Origin of the sequence: Aeromonas sp. 2HA2, from assembly GCF_029237345.1 — a bacterium.
Classification (GTDB): Bacteria; Pseudomonadota; Gammaproteobacteria; order Enterobacterales; family Aeromonadaceae; genus Aeromonas; species Aeromonas salmonicida.
The window spans coordinates 90,862-113,820 of record NZ_JAACGB010000016.1; the positions used below are offsets into that span (position 1 = coordinate 90,862).

A 22,959-nucleotide genomic window follows, 5' to 3' on the forward strand; every position below is an offset into this window, starting at 1 on the left:
GACCCAGCAGGGCTATCCACCTGCGGTGGGGCTCCTGCTGCTCAGCCCACCCGATAAACTGGCGACGTTCTTCTGCAGTGTATCCACCTCGTGAGTTCACCTCCTTGACCCGCTGTAGCTTCAATCCGGCGAAGTGGTTGACGACCCTCTCATGATGATTGGCCAGCCAGTTAAACAGCAGGGAGAGCTTCTGCAGATACTTGTTGATAGTGGTCGGGCTCTTGCCAGAGTTCAGCAGCCTATCTTTGAACTTGACCACATCAGCCTTGCCGTAGCCTGCCGCTGGCTTGTCGCCGAGTGCCTCGATGAAGGAACCGAGATAGTTTTTCTGGTTCTTTCGCTCTTTGGGAGCCTAGGAGAGGGCCTTCTCTTTCTGATAACGGTCACTCAAGACCGACAGGAGCGGTGCAAGCGGTTTGGCCGCCGGAGTCGTCGGCTGGGCTACTGATTGCTCTTGTGGATCGACAGTGACGTCTGCATGCAACTGAATGGGCTTCGCTCTGGAACGCACAAAGGCAAGCAGCTGGGCGACCTTGTGGCGTGCACAAAGCTTGTCTCGGGTATGCAGGGATTTTTTGATCTCTTTACGACGATCACAGGGGAGTATGGCGACTTTGCGGTAATACCAGATGCCGTGGAAGTTGAGCCAGAGATTCACTTTGAGGACTCCTGATTCATCCACACAAAGTGGATTACCAAGAGGTCGGAAGGGGGTTATCAGCTGTAACTTATTGAATTGCAGAAACAGGTGGTGGCCCCACCAGCCACATCCCGGCACTCGAGTCCCCCGCCTTGGCTGCTACCTTCCGGTCCTGACCAGGTTGACGAGTTATCAATGCGAGAGGACCAATGGGACCACCGGCGAGGAGAATAGCAAAGTCCCATTTCATTGCAATGGCTTTCTGCCTGCGGGCGTACCGTTTGCCTTATTTTTCAACAATCTGCCGAATGAGTCAGCTAAACAGCATGAATTTCGCCCCGACCAGCAACATCAGCAGGGCGAAGGCCTGCTTGAGCCGCTTGGGAGAAAGTCGATGTGCCAGCCTGGCGCCCACCCGGGCAAACTGGGTGCTGGTGAGCACTATGCCAAGCAGGGCGGGCAGATAGATGAAACCGACACTCCACTCGGGCAGGTCCGCATGGCCCCAACCGGCGTAGAGATAGCTGAGGCTGCCCGCCAGCGCTATGGGCATGCTGCAGGCCGCAGAGGCTGCAACCGCGTTGCGCATCGGTACGCTGTTCCAGCAGAGATAAGGCACTGTCAGCGAGCCACCGCCTATGCCGAACAGTGCCGACATCCAGCCGATGAGGGTGCCCGCTATGCCGGTTCCCACTGGGCCGGGCAGATGGCGCTCCGCCTTGGGTCTGAGGTTGAGCCCCATCTGCAATGCCATGGCCCAGGCGAAACAGCCGATGATGACATTGAGGGTGCTGGCACTGAGCAGGTTGGCGGTCATGCCGCCGAGCCAGGCACCAATCAGCATGCCGACTCCGAGGCGCCGTATCATCACCCAGTCGACCGCACCTGCCTCTTGGTGAGCCCGCAGCGAGCTGAAACCGGTGAAGATCATGGTGGGCAACGAGGTGCCAAGTGCCAGATGGGTGATGATGTCGGGCTCAAATCCCATGGCCCTGAAGCTCACCACCAGCACGGGCACTATGATAAGACCGCCGCCAATGCCGAACAGCCCAGCCAGCATGCCAGCAAACGCGCCCAGCAACAGATAACCCATAAACAGCATAAACATTCCTTCCCGAGGCAGCTCTGTGGCCCCAAGGCCAACACGCGCATAAAAAAAGAGATGGCCCTTGGGCCATCTCTTCATTGTGCCGGTTAACTCAAGGGAATGGTACCGTCCATCACCTTGTAGAAGGCCAGCACGGCGCACCCGAGCAGGGCCGCCGTCATCCCCTGCTCCAGTCGGTTGAGGCCGCGCAGCCCGTGGTGTTGACGCGCCTTCCAGTAGATGAAGATGCCCGGGCTGTAGAGCAGCGCCACCAGCAGCAGGTACTCCACACCGGCGGCATAGACCAGCCAGCAGCCATAAGTAGTGGCCACCAGGGCCAGCAGCAGGTCACGCTTGCGCTGATGGGGTTGACCCTCGTAGGTCTCTCCCTTCATTGCCAGCTTGAGGCCATAGGCACCAGAGAAGACGTAGGGCACCAGCGCCGCCGAGGTGGCGATGTTGACCAGCGCCAGATAGGTGCTGCTCTGGAAGTAGATGATGATTAGGAAGATCTGCACCAGACAGGTGGAACACCAGAGCGACACCTGCGGCGAGCCGTTCTTGTTCTCCTTGGCAAACCAGCTGGGGAAGACACCTGTCTTGCCGGCTATGTAAGGTACTTCCGCTGCCAGCACTGTCCAGCTAAGCAAGGCCCCCATCACGGAGATCACCAGACCTATGTTGATGAGCCAGGCACCCCAGGGACCCAGCACTTTTTCAAGGATCATGGCGGTGGAAGGATTCTTGAGCTGGGCCAGCTCCGGCTGACTCATGACCCCCAGGGAGAACAGGGTCACCATGACGTAGAGCGTCAGGGCACCGAGCAGCGCCAGCACGGTGGCACGGCCCACGTCCTTGCGGTGACGGGCACGGGCAGAGACCACCACAGCCCCTTCGATGCCGATGAAGACCCAGAGTGTCACCTTCATGGTGGACTTGACCTGATCCATCACGGATCCCAGCTCCACGTTGTCGTGGCCCCAGATATCCAGGGTGAAGGTCTGCATGTTGAAGGCGAGCAGTATGGCGACGCAGAACACGATGAGCGGCACCATCTTGGCGATGGTGGTGATGATGTTCACCAGAGCGGCGACCTGGATCCCGCGCAGCACCAGCGCATGCACCGACCAGATCAGGATGGAGGCCAGTATGATGGCCACCGGCGTGTTGCCGTCACCGAAGATGACGTTGTCCGGCGTGTCAAAGAAGTAGCTCAGGGCGCTGAACACGACGATGGCATAGGAGACGTTGGCCAGCAGCTGACAGAGCCAGTAACCCCAGGCGGCGTTGAAACCGATGAAATCGCCGAAACCGGCCTTGGCGTAACTGAAGATACCGCCATCGAGATCCGGGCGGCGCATGGAAAGATTCTGGTAAACCAGCGCGAGGCAGATCATGCCCAGACCCGTGATGGCCCAACCCAGGGCAACGGCCCCGGCACTGGCATGAGCAGCAATATTTTGTGGCAGACTGAAGACCCCGGCGCCGACCATGGAGCCGATCACCAGCGAGATGAGGGCGCCAAGCCCTAGTTTCTTGTCCATCTCAATCCTGTTTGATTAGGCGGCGGCAGAGCGTCCGTATTCATACTGCGCGCAATATGGGAGGGGCGAAAAATCCGTACCCCGTGAAAAAGGCGGCAACTATATTGCATGACTATTCCGACCGCAATCCCTCATACCGTCAATCATGCCCCGTCTTGACCGCGCGCAATTTTACAGTACTGACCCCGAGTGCCTGTGAGCTGGTTCAAATTAAGAAAGACCCGTTGATATTTCACATTTTTCCATGACCTGGCCCCCGTTTTTCCGGATCAGACCTGCATGGGCATGCAGATGACCGTCAGCGCCGCCGGGCCGGCCCGCGAGTCAAGCGCACAATAAAAATGCCCCTGTACCAGCGGCCAGGGGCATCTAGTGGTGGACGACAAAACTAGAGTCTCAGGCCACCGTCGAGCTCTATCATACGGCCCGACAGATAGTCATTGGCGAGAATAAAATGCACGGTGTCAGCCAGCTGGTGCGCCTCCCCCAGGGTGCCAACCGGGATGGCCTGTTGCATGCGGGCCATTGCCTCCGGTTTCATCGCCGCCGTCATGTCGGTGGCAAACACGCCGGGGGCTATGCCCATCACCCGAATGCCGTGGCGGGCCAGCTCCCGCCCCCAAGTCACCACCAGAGAGGCCACACCCGCCTTGCTGGCGGCATAGTTGCTCTGGCCCATGTTGCCGGCACGGGCAATGGAGGAGATGTTGACGATGACGCCCCCCTGCCCCCCCTGTGCCATCAGGGCTGCCCCTTCGCGACCACAGAGGAAAGTGCCGGTCAGGTTGACGTCGATGACGGCCTGCCACTGGGCCAGACTCATCTTCTCCACCAGCGCACCCTCTTTCACCTTGATCAGCATGCCGTCCCGCAGGATGCCGGCGCAGTTGATGAGGCCATGCAAGGCGCCGAGCTGCTCTTTGATGGCACTAAAGGTCGCCTCAACCTCGGCTTCGCTCGCCACGTTGCAGACGAACAGGGTGCATTGACCATCGCGACTGCGCACCTCGGCTTCGGTCACCTCCAAATCCGCACGATTCACATCGATCAACGCCAGTACGGCGCCCTGACTGGCCAGACTGAGGGCAATGGCCCGGCCGAGCCCCCGCCCCGCGCCCGTGACGGCGATGATCTTCTGCTTGATATCCATGGGTACTCCTTGCCAGTTTGTCTGGCCATACATGATTGGGTGAATGAGTTGAGAGCAGAGCACCCGAGATCAACCGGCTTTGGACTGATCCCGCATTTTATCCAGATAGAGCTCGACGATGCTGGAGAAATCCTTGCTCTCCTGGCCCTGGCTTGCGTGCAGGTTGAACAGGTTGCGGGCAAGCGCCCCCATGGGGACGGCGCTGTGGGCATGCTCGGCCAGCGCCATGGCCAGTCCCAAATCTTTGACCATCAAGCGGGTCATAAAGCCCCCCTGATAGTTGCGGGCGGCGGGCACGTTTTCCATCACACCAGGCCAGGGGTTGTAGCGCTCCAGGCTCCAGTTGTTGCCCGAGCTCTTGCCCATGATGGTGGAGAGCACGCTCGGATCCAGCCCCTCCTTCACCCCGAGCGCCAGCGCCTCGGCCGTGCCCGCCATGTGGATGGCGAGCAGCATGTTGTTGCACATCTTGGCGATCTGACCCGCCCCCAGCGCCCCGGCATGGAACAGGTTCTGTCCCATGTGGGCCAAAATGGGGCTGGCCGCCTCGAAATCCGCCAGTTCACCGCCGACGATAAAGGTGAGAGTCCCTGCGCTCGCCCCGGCCACGCCACCCGAAACGGGGGCATCAACAAAGCGAATGCCCCGCGCCTTCGCCGCTTCCCCCACCTGGCGGGCCGACGCCACGTCTATGGTGGAGCAGTCAATCACCAGGGCTCCCGTTGGCAAGGCCGCCAGCAGATCCTGTCCGCCCCTCTCTCCAGCACTCTCGCCGAGCCAGAGCGCGCGCACGTGCTCACCGGCGGGCAGCATGCTGATGACCACCTCGCAATCGGCCACCGCCTCGCGGGCATCCCCGGCGGCGATACAGCCAGCCGCGATCGCCTTGGCGACACTCTCCGGCATCAAGTCAAATACCCGGACCCCGTGCCCCGCCCTGGCCAGATTGGCGGCCATGGGGCCCCCCATGTTGCCCAGCCCGATAAATCCAATCTTTGTCATCTCGTTTGCTCCTTGCCGTGCTGGATCTCCAGCAACCTGTGTCCGTTCATCCGCCCTGACGCCTTACACTCCAAGACTCAAGGCGCCAGGGGGTTTTTCCCTTCGGGCCAGTGATAGAAGGCATCCAGCCAGTCAGTGCCGACTTGCGGCGCCTGCCAATGGGGGGACTTGTCCTTGTCGATGAGCAGTGCCCGCACCCCTTCCACAAAATCCCCTTTCAACACGCAATTGACCGACAGCGCCAGCTCATCGGCAAACACCTCGGCCAGCGACTGGCGACGCGCCTGCCAATACTGGCGCCACAGAATGGCGCGGCTGATGGGGCTGCCACTGCGGCATGTTTCGCGGGCCTGCGCCAGGCACCCTTCACCCTGATCGGGATCGAAGCTGGCATCAAACACGCTGTCCAGCACCCCTTGCAGGGTGCGACCGACCAGCAGGGCGTCAATTTTGACCCTGTGGGGCAAAAGCACAGGCGCTGGCAGCTTTTTGTCCGCCTCTGCCTGCAAGCCCCTCAACAGCAGATCGAGCTGATCCCGTGGCGCCTGGCTGCCACACCAGTCCAACCCGGCCAGGCGAGGCAACAAGGCCGCACGCTCACTGCTGGCGATGGCGTGATCCGCCAGCCCCAGGCCGATGGCATCCGCGCCGTTGAAACGGGCGCCGGTCAGCCCGAGCCAGAGCCCGAGTCGCCCCGGCATCCGGCTCAAAAACCAGCTGGCGCCCACATCCGGATAGAGGCCGATCGTCACCTCCGGCATGGCGAACAGGCTCTTCTCGGTCACCACCCGAAAATCGGCGCCGGCGAACAGGCCTATCCCCCCCCCCATACAGATGCCATCCGCCACACAGATGAGGGGCTTGCCGTAGCGGTGGATATGGTGATCGAGCCGATACTCCTGCTCAAAGAAATCCCGCGCATAGCCAAACAGCGCCTGCTCGCTCTCCTCCTGTTTGCGGTAATAGAAGGAGCGGATGTCACCACCGGCGCAAAATGCCTTCTCGCCGGCCCCTTGCAACAGCACGCAGACCACGCCGGGATCCTGCTCCCAGCGCGTTAGCTCGCGCTGCAGAGCCTGGATCATCGGCAGGCTCAGGGCATTGAGAGACGCAGGGCTGTCCAGGGTCAAGACGCCGACATGATGGCCGTCCGCCGTGGGATGGGTCTCTATGCGTACCGATTCACTCATTCGTCACTCCATTGGATTTTTCATACTGCCAGCGGGGCGGGCGCTTCTCCAGGAAGGCCGCCACCCCTTCACGCTGGTTGGCGTCTGCAAACAGCTCGAGAAACAGGCTGCGCTCCAGCGGCAAGGCAGCATCACGAGGGCCGCTGCGCCCCTGATTGATAAGGGTCTTGCAGGCGCGCAGGGCACTCGGGCTCTGACGCTCCACCAACTGGGCCATCTGGTGCGCCGCGTCCCAGGCGTGCCCTTCTTTGACCACCTCCTCCACCAGCCCCATCTCGTAGGCCAGGGTGGCGTTGACCTTCTCGCCGCACAAGATCATACGCTTGGCCCAGCCAGGCCCCACCAGCTCTGTGAGCCGCTGAGTGCCACCGGCGCAGGGCAGCAAACCCACGGACGCCTCCGGCAACCCAAGCTTGGCTTGCAGCTCGGCGATGCGGATGTCACAGGCCAGCGCCACTTCCAGTCCGCCGCCCATGGCGTAACCATTGATGGCGGCTATGCTGACGCCATGAAAACGGGCCAGCGCCTCGAAAGCATGACCAAAGGCCTCGGCAACCTCGCGAGCATGGTCCAGATCGCCATCGGCAAACATCTTGAGATCGGCGCCGGCGCAGAAGAACTTGTCCCCCGCCCCGCGGATCACCAGAGCCACCACATCGGGGCGACTGTCGAGCTCCACCATCATCTGCAAGAAGGCCTGCAAGCTGGCCAGGGTCCAGGTGTTGGCGGGCGGATGGTCGAGGGTGATATAGGCCACGTGACCATGATATTCGAGCCTGATCCTTGTCATTGCATTGTCCTTGTGAATGAGACTGCCCCATGATGACAGGGTTGAATGGAGCCAACCTTCGGCTGGCTCACAAAGCCTGATGACGTCTCGGAGGCAGATAATATGTTACGTCAGCGACAGGCCGGGCTTCGCCAGCAAGCGGCAGACGATGCACAATCCCATCCCCCGCCCTGGCGTCGTCCAGGCAATGGTGCCTGTCCCCTTACTCCAGCGACAGACCAGCGTCTGCCAGCAGGCGACGGGCGATGATCAGCCACATCACCTGCCTTGGCGCTCTCCAGGAAAAGCGGCGCCCCCCTTACTCCAGTGACAGACCGGGATCCGCCAGCAGGCGGCGGGCGATGATCAACCTCATCACCTCGTTGGTGCCTTCCAGAATGCGGTGTACCCGGGTATCGCGCAGGTAGCGCTCAAGCGGATACTCGCGGATATAACCATAGCCGCCAAAGAGTTGCAGAGCCTCGTCACAGACGCGATAACCCACGTCGGTAGCAAAACGCTTGGCCATGGCACACCAGGCGCTCTTGTCCGGGCTGCCTCTGTCCAGCTTGTCGGCAGCCTGGCGTACCATCAGGCGCGCTGCTGCCAGCTCGGTGGCCATGTCGGCGAGGCGAAACTGCACGCTCTGGAATTCGCTGATGGGGTGGCCAAACTGCTGGCGCTGCTGCACATAGCGCAGTGCATCGTCCAGCGCCTGCTGAGCGGTACCCACAGAGCAGGTGGCGATGTTGATACGCCCGCCATCCAGCGCCTGCATGGCGAACTTGAAGCCTTCCCCCTCCTGCCCCAGCCGATAGCTGGCGGGAATGCGCACCCCGTTGAAGGCCACCTCCCGGGTCGGCTGACTGTTCCAGCCCATCTTCTCCTCCGCCTTGCCGTAGACAATCCCCTCACTATCGGCGGGCACCATGAAGGCAGAGATCCCCTTGGCCCCGTCACCTCCGGTGCGAGCCATCACCACCAGCACGTCCGTACTGCCCGCCCCCGAGATGAACACCTTGCTGCCGTCGATAAGGTAGTCCTCGCCATCACGCACCGCACGAGTCTTGAGGGCCGCCGCATCTGAGCCAGCACCGGGCTCGGTCAGGCAATAAGAGCCCAGCAGTTCGCCGCTGGCGAGCCTGGGCACCCACTCCTCGGCAACCGCGGCAGGCAGCCAGCTGCCCAGCATCCAGCTCACCATGTTGTGGATGGTCAGATAAGCCGTGGTGGAGGTGCAGCCCATGGCGAGGCGCTCAAAAATCAGGCTGGCATCGAGCCGGGGCAGACCGAGCCCGCCGTACTGTTCCGGGGTATAGAGGCCGCAAAAGCCGAGCGCCGCCGCCTGCTTGATGGTAGGGATGGGAAACTCGTGATCTCTGTCCCAGCGGGCGGCATGAGGTTTGAACGCCTCATTGGCAAAGGCGGTGGCCGCCTCGACATAAGCCTGTTGATCCTCGGTCAGGGTAAAGTCCATCTTGTCCGCTTCCTTGTATCCTTTGTCTGTTGTCTCTGTGGCCCGCGCTCAACGCAGGCTGATGTCAGGTTCGCGCCGGTCGGCATTGCCAAGTCCTGTGTCTTTTCGCCCCCCTTAACGCAGGCTGATAGTCATATTGGGGCCTGTGGGAATATCCTCGTCGAACCAGCGCTCAGTCACCGTTTTGGTCTCGGTATAGAAGCGCACCGCCTGCTTGCCGTAGGCGTGCAGATCTCCGTAAAAAGAGCCACGCCAGCCGGTGAAGGAGAAAAATGGCAGCGGCACCGGAATGGGCACGTTGATCCCCACCTGACCCACGGCCACCTCGTGGCGAAACTTGCGGGCCGCAGCGCCGCAGCCGGTGAAGATGGCGGTGCCGTTACCGTAGGGGTTGGTGTTGATTAGGGTCAGCGCTTCGTCCAGATTGTCTACTTCCAAGCAGGCGAGCACAGGGCCGAAAATCTCCTCTTTATAGATTCGCATCTCGGGCGTCACGCCGCGAAACAGGGTCGGCCCCACCCAGTTGCCCACCGGATAGCCCGCCACATCGCAGAAGCGACCATCGAGCAGACACTCAGCCCCCTCCTTGATCCCCGCCTCGATGAGGCCCTCTACCCTGACTTTCGCCTCCGGGCTGATGAGGGGACCATAGGCCGCCTCGGGATCGTGCCAGACCCCGGGCCTCACCTTGGCAAACTCGGCGGCAAGCTCGGGGATCCAGTCGCGGGCACTGCCGACAAACACAGCCACACTGATGGCCATGCAGCGTTGACCGGCCGCGCCAACGCCGGCCCCCACCAGGTTGCTCAGCACCTGCCCCTTGTTGGCATCCGGCATGATCACCATGTGGTTCTTGGCACCGACAAAGCACTGGGCCCGTTTGAGGTGTTCGGTGGCGGTGCGATAGACGTGAGCCCCGACCCGAGCAGAGCCGACGAAGCTGACCGCTTTCACATCGGGATGACACAGCAGCGCATCCACCTGCTCGGCGCCTCCGTGCACAACGGAGAGGATGCCTTTGGGGGCTCCCGCCTCGGTGAACAGCTCGGCCAGCCGCATGGGGGTAAGCGGATCCTGCTCGGAAGGCTTGAGCACGAAGCCGTTGCCGCAAGCCACCGCCAGCGGGAACATCCACAGGGGTATCATGGCGGGGAAGTTGAACGGCGTGATGCCGACACAGACCCCCAGCGGCTGCACCCAGGAGTGGCCATCGACCCTGCGCGCCACGTTGCCCATTGTCTCCCCCATGGTCTGGCTGGCGATGCCACAGGCCTGCTCCACCACCTCGATGCCGCGCCACACATCCCCCCTGGCGTCCGCCAGATTCTTGCCTGTCTCCTGGGCCAGCAGGGAGGCCAGCTCATCGTGATGGGCTTTAAGCAGATGCTGGTAGTTGAACATGACCCGGGCCCGCTCGGGGGCGGGTACATCCCGCCACAGCAGATAGGCGTCGTGAGCGCTGCGCACCGCACGCTCCACCTCGGCCGGGGTCGCTTTGGGCACGCGTGCCAGCAGGCTCTGATCCGCCGGATTGGTCACCTCGATCCACGCCTCGCTTGTGGAAGCACAGGCCTCGCCACCGATATAAAGCGGCACATCACCGTACTGGGTCTGATGGTTGCTCATGCCCTGCTCTCCTTGCTGGCAGGCTGCAATGGATATTGGCTTGTCATGCCGCTCACTCCTTGAGGTCGGTTGATGGAGGGGGACGAGCCACCTTGCAGCCGCCACCCGACAAATTTACCTTAGACTAACAATCAATTTACGTTTACGCTAACGTAAACTTAACTCACAAATGGACTGACCAGTTTGACACCCTGTTTACGACCATAGGGGCTGTCAGATGGGTGAGAACCAACCATTCAAAGGAGAGCAAGGATGCACGCAGTGATGGATGAGACCCTCAGCGCCCTGACCGATCAGGTCGAGGCCTTCTGCCAGAAAGTGATAGCGCCGCGCGCCAGCGAGATCGATCACAGCAACGTGTTTCCGCGGGATCTCTGGCCCCAAATGGGCGAACTCGGGCTGCACGGCATTACTGTGGCTGAAGAGTATGACGGCGTGAGCCTCGGTTATCTGGCCCACGTGCTGGTGATGGAGCAGGTGAGTCGCGCCAGCGCCTCGGTCGGCCTCTCCTACGGCGCCCACTCCAACCTCTGCATCAACCAGATCCACCGCCACGGCACCCCTGATCAGAAGGCGCGCTATCTGCCCTCCCTCGTCAGTGGCGAGCACGTGGGGGCACTGGCCATGAGCGAGACGGGAGCAGGCTCCGATGTTGTCAGCATGCGGCTTACCGCCAAGCACGATGGCGATCATTTCGTGCTGCACGGCAACAAGATGTGGATCACCAATGGCCCGGATGCCGACACCTTTGTCATCTATGCCAAAACCGATACCAGCGCCGGACCCAAGGGGATTTCGGCCTTTATCGTCGAGGCGGGTACACAAGGTTTCACCACGGCCCAGAAGCTCGACAAGCTCGGCATGCGCGGCTCTAGTACCTGCGAGCTGGTATTTGACAACTGCCGCGTCCCGCAGAAGAACCTGCTCGGCACCTTGCACGGCGGGGCCCGGGTACTGATGAGCGGTCTCGATTACGAACGGGTGGTGCTGGCCGCCGGCCCCCTTGGCATCATGCAGGCCTGCATGGACGTTGTGCTGCCCTATGTGCGCGAGCGCAAGCAGTTCGGTCAGGCCATCGGCGAGTTCCAGCTGGTACAGGGCAAGCTGGCGGACATGTATACCCGTCTGGCCAGCAGCCGGGCTCTGGTCTACTCGGTGGCGAGCGCCTGCGATCAGGGCCGCACCAGTCGCAAGGATTGCGCCGCCGCCATTTTGTTTGCCGCCGAGAATGCCACCCAGATGGCGCTGGATGCCATTCAGCTCTTGGGGGGCAATGGCTACATCAACGAGTATCCCACCGGTCGCCTGCTGCGGGACGCCAAGCTCTACGAGATCGGCGCCGGCACCTCGGAGATCCGCCGCTGGCTCATCGGTCGGGAGCTGATGGGAGAGAACGCATGAGTCAGATACACTCCCGTCTCGACACGGCCAGCCCGGAATTTGCCGCCAACAAAACGGCAATGCAGGCGCTGGTCGAGGATCTCAATGCCCGGCTCGCCGAGATAGCCCAGGGCGGGGGCGGGGCCAACAACGCCCGCCATCAGGCCCGTGGCAAACTGCTGCCCCGCGAGCGCATCAACCAGCTGCTGGACCCGGGTTCGCCTTTTCTCGAACTCTCTGCGCTGGCTGCCTGGCAGGTCTATGACGAACCTGTACCCGCCGCCGGCATCATAACAGGGCTCGGCCAGATTGCTGGCAGGCTCTGCCTGCTGGTGGTGAACGATGCCACCGTCAAGGGGGGCACCTACTACCCGCTGACGGTGAAAAAACACCTGCGGGCCCAGGCCATCGCCGAGCGGCTGCGCCTGCCCTGCCTCTATCTGGTGGATTCCGGCGGCGCCTTCCTGCCCATGCAGGACGAGGTATTCCCCGGCCGGGAGCACTTCGGTCGCATCTTCTACAACCAGGCCCGCATGTCCGCCCAAAACATTCCCCAGCTGGCGGTGGTGATGGGGCTCTGTACCGCCGGGGGCGCCTATGTACCCGCCATGGCGGATGAATCCATCATGGTCAAGGAACAGGCCACCATCTTTCTGGCGGGGCCCCCGCTGGTCAAAGCGGCCACCGGCGAGGAGATCAGCGCCGAGGCCCTGGGCGGCGCCGAGGTGCACTGCGCCCACTCAGGCGTGGCGGATCACATGGCGCGAGACGATGCCCATGCCCTGGCCATAGCCCGCACCTTGGTTGGCAATCTGGGGGAAAATACCATTCCGGCGTCGGGTTTCGCTTCGCGCGACCCGGGCTATGACGAACCCCGGTATCCCATTGAAGAGCTCTACGGTCTGGTGGGCACCAGCCTCAAGCGCCCTTACGATGCCCGCGAGCTCATCGCCCGTCTGGTGGATGGCTCCGTATTTGACGAATTCAAGGCACTGTTCGGCACTACCCTGGTGACGGGGTTTGCCCGCATCTGTGGCATGCAGGTGGGGATCCTTGCCAACAACGGCGTGTTGCACAGCGACAGCGCCCAGAAAGGCGCCCACTTTATCCAGCTTTGCAACAAGCGTTCCATTCCCCTGCTGTTCCTGCAAAATATCACCGGCTTTATGGTGGGCAGTACCGCAGAGCGGGAAGGCATCGCCAAGCATGGGGCCAAACTGGTCACCGCCGTGGCCTGCAGCCGGGTACCCAAGATAACCCTGATCGTCGGCGGCAGCTTCGGCGCGGGTAACTACGGCATGTGTGGCCGCGCCTATGAGCCCGATTTTCTGTTCAGCTGGCCCAACAGTCGCATCTCTGTCATGGGCGGCGAGCAGGCTGCCGGTGTGCTGGTACAGGTGCGCCGGGACAAGCTGGCCGTTGAGGGCAAGGTATTGAGCGAGCAGGAAGCCGCCGCCATCCGCGCGCCCGTGATCGCCCAGTATGAACAGCAGGGTCATCCCTATTACGCCAGCGCGCGGTTATGGGATGACGGCGTCATAGACCCGGCGCAAAGCCGCACAGTGCTGGCGCTGGCGCTGGCCGCCTGCCGGGGTGCTGAGCCGGGACCCGAGCAATACGGCATCTTCCGGATGTAAGGAGTTCGTCATGTCCGATCCACTTTTCAATGATCCTCCGGCGGGATTTCGCCTGGAGCGCCATGGGCCCCTGGCCGAACTGGTGCTGTCACGCCCCGCTCGCCACAACGCTTTTGATGCCGATCTCATGCTGGGGCTGCTCGATTGCCTCGACGAACTGGCCCATCTTCATGGTCAATCGCTCGCCGAACGCCCCCATGCCTTGCTGCTGCGCGCCGAGGGCAGGCACTTTTGTGCCGGCGCCGATCTCAACTGGATGCGCAATCTCGCTCACGCCGACTTTGAACACAACAGGGAAGACGCCCGGGTACTGGCGAGGCTGATGCAAACCCTGGATGAGCTCCCTTTCCCCACCCTGGCGCTGGTGCAGGGAGCTGCCTATGGCGGTGCATTGGGCCTTGTCTGTGCCTGCGATCTGGTGCTGGCCAGCGAAGATGCACGCTTCTGCCTCTCCGAGGTGAGCCTGGGGCTGGTACCTGCGGTGATCAGCCCCTATGTGGTGCGCACCATGGGCATGCGCCAGGCACGCCGTTACATGCTGAGCGCCGAACCTTTCGATGCCATCACAGCCTGCCGGCTCAATGTGGCGCACCAGCTGACCAAGCCGGAGCAGTTGCTGGCCGAAGGGCGCGCGCTGGCCTTGCGCCTGTGTCGCAACGGCCCGGAGGCGATGAAAGAGACCAAGCGACTGCTGGCCGCCATCGAAAGCCATACCGCCCGCCTCCATGAAGAGAAAACCGTCGAGACCATAGCCCGGGTGCGGGTCGGGCTCGAGGCTCAGGAGGGGATGCAGGCCTTTTTTGATAAACGCCCCCCCAGCTGGCGCCCCCGTTTCAAGGATGAAGCATGACTCACAGCAACATCGTCAAGCGACTGCAGATCGCCAACCGCGGCGAGGAAACCCGCCGCGCATCATCCCATTTTGCTTTTTCAGCGCAATGTGAGGAGCCGTCATGACCAACCAGACGCCGATTAGACGGCTGTTGATTGCCAACCGCGGCGAAATCGCCGTGCGCATCATCAAGACAGCCCGTCGGCTCGGCATCCACACCATAGCCCTCTACTCGGATGCCGACCAAAATGCCATGCATGTGCGGGAAGCCGACGAAGCCTGGCATCTGGGACCTGCCCCCGCGCGGGAGAGCTATCTCAATGCGGCCAAGGTACTGCGCATCGCCCAGCAGGCAGGCGCCGATGCCATCCATCCCGGCTACGGCTTTTTGTCGGAAAACAGCGACTTTGCCACCGCCTGCGAGCAGCGTGGTGTGCGTTTTATCGGCCCCAGTGGCGCCGCTATCCTCGCCATGGGGGACAAGTCCGGCGCCAAGTCGCTGATGCAGGCAGCCGGCGTTCCCGTGCTGCCCGGCTATCACGGCGCGGATCAGCGCCTCGAGCTGCTGCGCGAGCAGGCATTGCTGACCGGCTTGCCGCTGCTGATCAAGGCGGCCAGCGGGGGCGGTGGCAAGGGGATGCGCCTGGTCGAACAGATCGACGAATTTGACGAGGCGCTGGCGGCCGTGAAACGCGAAGCGCTGGGCGCCTTTGGCGATGACAGCGTCTTGCTGGAGCGCTACTTGCCCAAGGCCCGTCATGTGGAGGTGCAGGTGTTTGCCGACAGCCTCGGCAACGCCATCTATTTGGGGGACAGGGATTGCTCTTTGCAGCGACGCCACCAGAAGGTGATTGAAGAGGCCCCCGCCCCCGACATCCTCCCGTCACTGCGCCAAGCCATGGGGCAAGCTGCCGTCGCCGCGGCCAAAGCCATCAATTATCGAGGGGCCGGTACCATCGAATTTTTGCTGTGCGGGGACGAATTCTTCTTTATGGAGATGAACACTCGCCTGCAGGTGGAACACCCTGTCACCGAGTGTGTCACCGGCCAGGACCTGGTGGCCTGGCAGTTGGCGGTCGGCGAAGGCAAGCCCCTGCCCCTGACCCAGGAGGAGGTGCTCCTGCACGGCCATGCGGTAGAAGCGCGCCTTTATGCCGAGGATGTGGCAGCCGGTTTTCTGCCCGCCAGCGGCCCCATAGAGTGGCTGCACTGGCCGGACGGGGTGCGCATCGACACAGGTGTGACTGCCGGAGATGACGTCAGCCCCTATTACGATCCCATGATTGCCAAGCTGATTGCCCACGGCCAGAGCCGAGCAGAAGCCTTTGGCAGACTGGCCGATGCGCTGGGTGCGCTGGAACTCGGCCCCCTGGTGCACAACGGCCCCTTGTTGCTGCGCCTGTGTCAGGAGCCGGACGTGCTGGCCATGCGCCATCACACCCAATGGCCCATCCCCACAGAACCATTGGCAGTGCCCGAGCTTGCCTGGCCGCTGGCCACCCTCTGGCTCGCCAGCCGCAGTGCAGGCAGTGCCCCCTGGCAACAGGCATCCGGCTTTCGTCTGGATCAACGCAAAAACTGGACGGCGGCGGTACAGATCGGCGAGGAGGTACGGGTACTGAGCCTCACCGAATGTGCAGGCAAGCTTGAGTGGCAGGGAGAGCACATTCCCTATGCGCTGGGCGCTGATCATATCCGCCTGCAACATGCAGGGCGCTGGCAGCGCTACCCCATACAGGCTGTTGGGGCGAGGGATTTCATGGTGCAACTGGATGGGCAACGCATTCGCTTTTGCCACCATGATCACGCACACCAGACCCATCATGATCACGCCAGCACCATCATGCAGGGCGCCATTGCCCCCATGCATGGCATCGTAGTGGCACTGCTGGTCGAGGTCGGGCAACACGTCAGCAAAGGGCAACCCCTGCTGGTACTGGAGGCGATGAAGATGGAGCACGTCTTGAAAGCCGAACAAGACGGTGTGATCGATACCCTGCAATGCAAAGCAGGGGAACAAGTAAGTCAGGGCGCCGTGCTGGTACGTTTTACCGATGCCGGCCTGGCCGATGAAAGCACGCTGAAGACGCAAGAGAGCAGTACATGAAAAGAGAATCTGGCATGCAGGACGACAGGGTAAGCCTGGTGGAGATGGGCCCGCGCGATGGCCTGCAAAACGAAGCCAATGCCCTGCCCCTTATCCAGCGGCTTGAGCTGATAGCCCGTCTCGTCGAGAGCGGCCAGCAGCGCATCGAGGTGGGGGCCTTCGTCTCCCCCAGGCGAGTGCCGCAGATGGCCGACTCTGCCGAACTGTTCAAGGCCCTGCCGCGCAAGGGGCTAACCCGCTACGGTGCCTTGGTGCCCAACTTGCAAGGCCTGCAGGCCGCCATTGCCGCCCGGGCTGACGAGATTGGTCTGTTCACCGCCTGTTCTGACGGTTTTACCCGCGCCAATATCGGCATCGGTGTGGAGGAGTCACTGGTGCGCTTCGCCCCTCTGGTGCAGGAGGCACGCCGCCTCGGCATCAAGGTGCGCGGTTATCTCTCCACCGTCATCGCCTGCCCCTTCGATGGTCCGACCCGCCCGAAACGGGTAGCGGCCATGGCCGAGCGACTCCTTGATCTCGGTTGTCATGAGATCTCGCTGGGGGACACCATAGGAGTCGGTACCCCTGGCACGGTCGCCCCCATGCTGGATGCTGTGCTGCACGAGATCCCGGCAGGACGGCTCGCGGTCCATTTTCACGACACCTACGGCCAGGGCTTGGCCAATTTGCTGCCGGCGCTGGAGCGCGGCATCCGCACCATAGACTGCTCGGTAGCCGGACTCGGCGGTTGCCCCTACGCACCGGGTGCCTCCGGCAACATCGCCTCGGAGGAGGTGATCTATCTGCTGCACGGCCTTGGCATGAGCACAGGGGTGGATCTGGACAAGCTGGCGGCCACCGGCCAATGGGTAAGCGAACGGCTCGGCCGTCCCAACGGCTCCCGGGTAGGCCAGGCCCTCCACGCCAATGCAGAGCGGCTGCGGATGCGCCTTTGCCAGTCATCCTCGCACTAACAGGAGTCACTACCATGCCACCGTCCCTGCCCGGCAAGGAGATCACCTACAGCATCTCGGAGCTGGCCCATGAATTTGATATCACGCCAAGGACCATCCGCTACTACGAGGATGAGGGACTGATCACCCCGACCCGGGAGGGACAGACCCGCATCTACAGCCACAAGGACAAGATCCGCCTCAAGCTGACATTGCGCGGCAAACGGCTCGGCTTCAGCCTGGCGGAAATCCGCGAGCTGTTCGACATGTATGACACGGATCGCTCGAGCAAGACCCAGCTCCACTCCATGATCCAGCTCATCAATGCCAAGCGCCAATCCCTGCACCAGCACCTGGAGGATATCCAGATGGTGATGGCAGAGCTGGAAGCCGCCGAGCTGCGCTGTGCAAATTCCCTTAACAGCTTGAAAACCAGCGCAGATTAACCGAATCTGGGATCATCTCACCATCTTGGTGCCCCCGATGAAATGCTGGTGCTGGTTGTTACTCTTGTTCTGCTCCACGACCTGGAGCCACCCCCTGATCCGGGTCGGGGGCTACCCCTATGCTCCCTTCGTGGTCAAGGAGAGTGAAAACCGCTATCGGGGACTGACGCTGGATCTCATCTCGGCGCTCAACGAAGTTCAGCAAGAGGTGCGTTTCGTCTTTGTCCCCACCTCGGCCACCTATCGCTATCAGGCGCTGGCACTCGGCCGATTCTCCCTCATGCTGTTCGAGGATATCCGCTGGAATTGGGATGCGGAACAAGTTCACATGACCCCACCTTTACTGCTGGGGGGCGAAATATATGTCGCCCTCAAGGTGCCCGGGCGTGATCAAACCTTCTTCGAACACATTGATCAGCGCAAGCTTATCGGCGTCACCGGTTATCACTATGGATTTGCCGACTTCAATGCCAATGCGGACGCGCTCAAGCAGCACTTTCGCATCACGCTGGTGAAAGACAATGCCACCGCCATACAGGGATTGTTCAAGGGGCGCGGCGAGGTGGCCATCCTCAACCTCGCTTACCTCAACCAGTTCAGCCAACAGTATCCCGAGCTGGCAGCCCAGTTGCTGCGGTCAGACAAGTGGGATCAGCAGTATGAGCTGAGAGCACTGCTCAGCCCGACGGCAGACATCTCGACCCGCCAGCTGGAAACCTGGCTGGCCGAGTTGAAGAAAAGCGGAACCCTGGCACGCCTGTGGACAAAGTACGGCGTACAGCATCAAGCGGCACCATGATTATGTCCTGAAAACTTGCTACCCTGTGCGCATCAATTGGAGACCTTCATGCCCAAACCCCTGCGTGTCCGCCTGCTGCGCTATACCCTTTATCTCTTCGCCGCACTGCTCATCTCCCTGTTGGTCCTGTTATGGCAAGCGCCGACCCTCACCCAGCGCCACCTGCCCGCCTGGCTGGCCAAACACTATGGTCTGAACCTGACGCTGGGGGAGATCCATGTCAGCCTGCGCCATCCCTCCCTTGCCATCGGTCCCTCGGCGCTGCTCGATGAAAAACAGCAACCCATCATCGCCTTCGAGCAGTTGCAGCTTGTCCCCGAGCTTGGCCAGAGCTGGCGGCAGAAGGCCATTATTCTGAGTAACGCCACCCTCACCAAGCCGATGGTGAATCTCATCCGTCGGGCCGACAGCAAAGGTGAGGTACGTTTCAATCTGACCGATGCCCTGGCCAGCGTGCTGACGCCCTCGCAGACGCCCGTCACGACCAGCAGCGAGCCCCTTCTGGTACAGATAGCCAAACTGGCCGCCGTACAGGGTCAAATCAGCTACCAGGACAGTCGCAAGAAAAACAATGCAGGCTGGATACCCCCGCTCACCCTGAGCGGGCTCGATCTGCAACTGCCGGATTTCTCCACTGCGGCGAAAAATACCAACCACTTCCAGTTGACCGCCCGGCTCAACAAACAGAGCCCGCTCAAGGCGAGCGGCCAGCTCGATATCATGACGGGGGCTGGCAAGGGCCAGCTCAGTCTCGGCAAGCTTGCGCTCTCGCCCTTCGCGCCGCTCTGGGCCCCCTACCTCAAGGTCAATCTGGTCAAGGGCGAGGCCAGCGCCGAACTGAACTACCAGCTCAGTCAGGGCAAGCATGGGCTGGATTGGCAGTTGTCAAAGGGCAAGCTGACTTTGAGCGACTGGCAACTCAAGCAGAACAAGGGCGCCGAGTTTGCCCGCTTCAAACAGCTGGCATTGGCAGGCATAGCCCTGGATGGCAACAAGCAGTCGGTCAGGATCGACAAGATCGCACTCAAGGCCCCGGCGGTCACGGCAACCCTCGACGCCGCGCAGCAGCTGGACCTGACAGCACTGCTTGTCCCCCAGCCAGCGGATAAACCCTCGGGCAAAAAGCCGGCCCCGGGCAACCCCTGGCGCTGGTCGCTCAAAGAGACGCGCATCAGCCAGGGGGAGTTCAAGCTGACCGAGTCGAGCAGCGGCAAGCCGCTGCTGCGCGAGATCTCCGGACTGAACCTCTCGCTGGGTCCCCTTGGCAGTCAGTCTGATCAGCCCAGCCCGCTCAACCTCAATGCCACCCTCAACACCCAGAGTTCCCTCGGATTTGACGGTGATCTCACCCTGGCCCCTTTCACCCTCAAGGGCGAGTTCAAGCAGCAGGGGCTGCCCCTCAAATGGGCCCAACCCTACCTGCAGGATCTGCTGCGCATCACGGTGCGCGACGGCCAGCTTGCCAGCCGTACCAAACTGGCCTTGACCACCAATGCCGAGGGGGCGCTGAGCACACTCGAGGTCACAGGGGGGCTCGACATAGACCAGTTGTTCGTGCTTGATCGGGCCGACAATCAACGCCTGCTGCAGATAGATCGTCTGGAGCTGAGCGGGTTGCACTATGACGGCATCAGCCAGCAGGTGAAGATTGGCGACATACTGCTGCGCAAACCCTTCGCCCGCATCGAGATCAATGAAGACGGGATCACCAACCTCCAGCAACTGGTGCTGCCACAAGCCGCCAGCACAGAGCCCGCCAACGGGCCCGTCCCCCGCATTACCATCGATCAGGTCCGCACCGAACAGGGCAACCTGCGCTTTGCCGATCGCAGCCTGAGCCCGGAATTCGTGGTGGACATTGCCTCCCTCAGCGGCCAGAGCCGCCATATCAGCAATATTCCCGGCCAACGTTCGGATCTCGCCTTCAACGGCAAGGTTGACCGCTATGCCCCCGTGACCATTCGCGGCAACACCAATCTGCTGATCGAGCAGCCCGTGCTCGATGTGGCGGTCACCTTCAGCAACCTGGAGCTCACCACTTTCACCCCCTACTCCAGTACCTACGCCGGATATGCCATCGACAAGGGACAGCTCTCCATGAAGCTGAACTACAAGCTGCAGGGCAATCGGCTGGAGGGGGATAACGACATCACCATCAAGAAGCTGCAACTGGGAGAGAAGATCAAGAGCGAGCAGGCCAAGGACATGCCGCTGGGGCTGGCCATCGCCCTGCTCAGCGATGCCAACGGCGTCATCCAGATGAACCTGAAGGTAAAAGGCAATCTGGATCAGCCAGATTTCAGCCTCGGCAATATCTTCTGGGATGTACTGGGCAATACCCTCAGAAAGGCCATTACGTCCCCCTTCTCTCTGCTGGCCTCGTTGACCGGAGGCACTGAGGATCTGGATGAGCTGCCCTTCCTGCTGGGTGAGCCTGCCCTCACTCCAACCCAGCAGATCAGGCTGACCAAGCTGGCGCAAGCGCTCAAGGAGAGACCCAAGATCAGCATGAACATTCGCGGCAAGGTCAACTTCAACGAAGAACGCCCCATTTTGCAGCGCCAGAAGCTGGAGCGAGCATTGACCAAGATCACGGGCATGCCGGTTGACCTCGATCTGCTGGAGCAGGATCCCATACTCCAAGCCGCGCTGGCCGAAGCCTATGAGGCGCGCTTCAACGAAGAGCTGGGGGACTTGGCCGACAGGTTGAAACTGGATGAAGAGAGCCCGGCCCTGCGAAGTCAGGCGGTGATCCTGCTGCGGGATCAACAGCTGATCACCGCCAAGTCCCTGCGCAATCTGGCCATGCGCCGTGCCCAGAACACCAAGGAGTATCTGGTGGATACCCAGGGGATAGCGCCGGAACGGCTGTTCGTACTCGACAGCCAGGTAAAGGAGGCGGACAAGGAAGCCAAGGTCGTTCTGACACTGGATAACTGACGGCTGCCGGGGAGCCGATTCGGCTCCCCGGCGTTTTCACCCCAGCTCTCTCCTTGATTGTTCGTGCCGCCAGGCGTCCACTTCCCCCTTGAGGCCATAGCCGCCAACGGCTCATCATTGCGTGCGCAGAGCATAGAGGGTATACCCCCCCTCATTCCCAGCGCCCTTTAAGACTGTGCTCTGCCCTCCTCTGGCGACTCGTTATCCCGTTATCCACATAATGCGCCCCTGCTCGACCGTTTTTCCTCTGGATATGGGCAAGTGTCTCCTGCGCTTCAAACGGTGACTCCCTCTTTTTGTTTGATGGCATATATGGCGATTTTTGCCTCTGACAAATGCCAGGCATCTGGCTACAACAGACAAGAGCCCAGTTCCACGAAACAGGCTCGAAAACCAGGGGGCGAAGGCACTGCTGCTATATGTTATTCACTTTCATATCCGGCGTGGCTCACACAAAAAATCAACCTTGCCACCGCTATTCATTCACCTGTTATCTACCTGAATGGCACGAATAATGACGTGGATAAAATTTCGTGTAGTTTTTTTACCATTTTTTGTACTCCCCTCTTGCGAGGGACCCGTTGCCTGCCTAAAATCGCGCGTCTTTTATCAACCCCCACCTCTATTTTTGGAGAACACCACGTGAGCGAAAAATTGGCCAACCCTGCCCCTCTGGGTCTGATGGGTTTCGGTATGACCACCATTCTGCTGAACATCCATAACGCAGGTTTCTTCCCCATCAGCGCCATGATCCTGGCCATGGGCCTGTGCTATGGCGGTCTGGCCCAGATCATCGCCGGTATCATGGAGTTCAAGCGTGGCAACACCTTCGGTGTCACCGCCTTCATCTCCTACGGCACCTTCTGGTGGAGCCTGGTGTTCCTGCTGGTGATGCCGACCATGGGTCTGGTCGAAGCCACTCCCCACGCTTACATGGGCTGGTATCTGCTGATGTGGGGCATGTTCACTCTCTTCATGCTGGTCGGCACCGTCAACTTCCCCCGTGTGAAGCAGTTCGTATTTGCCTCCCTGACAGTGCTGTTCTTCCTGCTGGCTGCCCGTGATTTCACCGGCAGCACCCTGATCGGCACCATCGCCGGTTTCGAAGGCATCATCTGTGGCGCCAGTGCCATCTACCTGGCCATGGCTACCGTGATCAACGAACAGTTTGGCCGCACTGTGCTGCCGATTGGCGATCACAAGAAAGCAGCTGCAGTACAGCTGAAAGCTGCTGCCTGATAGGTAAGCAATTCAGATTGTGAAAAGGCACCTTCGGGCTGTCTCTTGATCACATCTGTTGATGCTCAAGAGACAGTGCCAGTTCATAGCCTTCAAGGAGGGTCTGTAACCTAAACCAGCCCTCCCATAACACCGCTATCGAGGCTCGCCCCGTTCTCTTGG

General features: G+C 61.3%; 18 protein-coding genes and 1 other RNA gene. 9 read left to right on the forward strand and 10 right to left on the reverse strand.

Annotated elements, in window-relative coordinates; translation table 11 throughout:
* Positions 1-352 precede the first annotated feature (352 nt).
* The 10 genes from GWQ29_RS18395 to GWQ29_RS18440 all read right to left on the reverse strand — a co-directional run bounded on the left by GWQ29_RS18395 (position 353) and on the right by GWQ29_RS18440 (position 10,485).
* Complete coding sequence (locus GWQ29_RS18395) at positions 353-658, reverse strand: hypothetical protein (protein ID WP_275909856.1); 306 nt, start codon at positions 656-658, stop codon at positions 353-355.
* A 97-nt stretch (positions 659-755) separates the two neighbouring features.
* Positions 756-852, reverse strand: an RNA gene (gene ffs, locus GWQ29_RS18400) — signal recognition particle sRNA small type.
* A 101-nt stretch (positions 853-953) separates the two neighbouring features.
* Positions 954-1,742, reverse strand: coding sequence for a sulfite exporter TauE/SafE family protein (locus GWQ29_RS18405; RefSeq protein WP_021140248.1), 789 nt, complete (start codon positions 1,740-1,742; stop codon positions 954-956).
* Positions 1,743-1,834: 92 nt separating this feature from the next.
* On the reverse strand, positions 1,835-3,271 hold the full coding sequence (gene arcD / locus GWQ29_RS18410) for an arginine-ornithine antiporter (protein ID WP_021140247.1): 1,437 nt from the start codon (positions 3,269-3,271) through the stop codon (positions 1,835-1,837).
* 388 nt (positions 3,272-3,659) lie between these two features.
* The gene (locus tag GWQ29_RS18415; protein ID WP_265421456.1) at positions 3,660-4,421 is read right to left on the reverse strand and encodes an SDR family oxidoreductase; all 762 of its coding nucleotides are present in this window, start codon (positions 4,419-4,421) and stop codon (positions 3,660-3,662) included.
* A gap of 69 nt (positions 4,422-4,490) precedes the next feature.
* Positions 4,491-5,423 carry a 3-hydroxyisobutyrate dehydrogenase gene (gene mmsB, locus GWQ29_RS18420; RefSeq protein WP_275920021.1) on the reverse strand — a complete coding sequence of 311 codons (933 nt, stop codon included), beginning with the start codon at positions 5,421-5,423 and terminating at the stop codon, positions 4,491-4,493.
* A gap of 77 nt (positions 5,424-5,500) precedes the next feature.
* Entirely contained in the window at positions 5,501-6,613 is a 1,113-nt protein-coding gene (locus tag GWQ29_RS18425) for an enoyl-CoA hydratase/isomerase family protein (RefSeq protein ID WP_275920022.1), read from the reverse strand.
* On the reverse strand, positions 6,606-7,403 hold the full coding sequence (locus GWQ29_RS18430) for an enoyl-CoA hydratase (protein WP_275906951.1): 798 nt from the start codon (positions 7,401-7,403) through the stop codon (positions 6,606-6,608). The genes GWQ29_RS18425 and GWQ29_RS18430 overlap by 8 nt, the downstream gene beginning before the upstream one ends.
* Positions 7,404-7,701: 298 nt before the next feature.
* Positions 7,702-8,859 carry an acyl-CoA dehydrogenase family protein gene (locus GWQ29_RS18435; protein ID WP_275906950.1) on the reverse strand — a complete coding sequence of 386 codons (1,158 nt, stop codon included), beginning with the start codon at positions 8,857-8,859 and terminating at the stop codon, positions 7,702-7,704.
* Positions 8,860-8,973: 114 nt separating this feature from the next.
* Positions 8,974-10,485 carry a CoA-acylating methylmalonate-semialdehyde dehydrogenase gene (locus GWQ29_RS18440; protein ID WP_021140241.1) on the reverse strand — a complete coding sequence of 504 codons (1,512 nt, stop codon included), beginning with the start codon at positions 10,483-10,485 and terminating at the stop codon, positions 8,974-8,976.
* Positions 10,486-10,737: 252 nt separating this feature from the next.
* Between GWQ29_RS18440 and GWQ29_RS18445 the strand changes: the two genes are divergently transcribed.
* From GWQ29_RS18445 to GWQ29_RS18485, 9 genes are all read left to right on the forward strand, one after another.
* Positions 10,738-11,886, forward strand: coding sequence for an isovaleryl-CoA dehydrogenase (locus tag GWQ29_RS18445; RefSeq protein WP_275920023.1), 1,149 nt, complete (start codon positions 10,738-10,740; stop codon positions 11,884-11,886).
* Positions 11,883-13,502, forward strand: coding sequence for a carboxyl transferase domain-containing protein (locus tag GWQ29_RS18450; RefSeq protein WP_275920024.1), 1,620 nt, complete (start codon positions 11,883-11,885; stop codon positions 13,500-13,502). Before GWQ29_RS18445 ends, GWQ29_RS18450 begins: the two co-directional genes overlap by 4 nt.
* 10 nt (positions 13,503-13,512) lie before the next feature.
* On the forward strand, positions 13,513-14,352 hold the full coding sequence (locus tag GWQ29_RS18455) for an enoyl-CoA hydratase-related protein (RefSeq protein ID WP_275920025.1): 840 nt from the start codon (positions 13,513-13,515) through the stop codon (positions 14,350-14,352).
* A 103-nt stretch (positions 14,353-14,455) separates the two neighbouring features.
* Positions 14,456-16,441, forward strand: coding sequence for a biotin carboxylase N-terminal domain-containing protein (locus GWQ29_RS18460; protein WP_275920026.1), 1,986 nt, complete (start codon positions 14,456-14,458; stop codon positions 16,439-16,441).
* Positions 16,438-17,394, forward strand: a complete 957-nt coding sequence (locus GWQ29_RS18465) for a hydroxymethylglutaryl-CoA lyase (RefSeq protein WP_275920027.1) — start codon at positions 16,438-16,440, stop codon at positions 17,392-17,394. Before GWQ29_RS18460 ends, GWQ29_RS18465 begins: the two co-directional genes overlap by 4 nt.
* A gap of 14 nt (positions 17,395-17,408) precedes the next feature.
* Positions 17,409-17,819: a MerR family DNA-binding transcriptional regulator gene (locus GWQ29_RS18470; RefSeq protein WP_275920028.1), complete on the forward strand. Its 411-nt coding sequence runs from the start codon at positions 17,409-17,411 to the stop codon at positions 17,817-17,819.
* 37 nt (positions 17,820-17,856) lie between these two features.
* On the forward strand, positions 17,857-18,618 hold the full coding sequence (locus tag GWQ29_RS18475) for a transporter substrate-binding domain-containing protein (protein ID WP_275920029.1): 762 nt from the start codon (positions 17,857-17,859) through the stop codon (positions 18,616-18,618).
* Between the two features lie 48 nt (positions 18,619-18,666).
* Entirely contained in the window at positions 18,667-21,558 is a 2,892-nt protein-coding gene (locus GWQ29_RS18480; RefSeq protein ID WP_275920030.1) for a DUF748 domain-containing protein, read from the forward strand.
* Between the two features lie 642 nt (positions 21,559-22,200).
* The gene (locus GWQ29_RS18485; protein ID WP_275920031.1) at positions 22,201-22,797 is read left to right on the forward strand and encodes an acetate uptake transporter; all 597 of its coding nucleotides are present in this window, start codon (positions 22,201-22,203) and stop codon (positions 22,795-22,797) included.
* Positions 22,798-22,959: the final 162 nt, after the last annotated feature.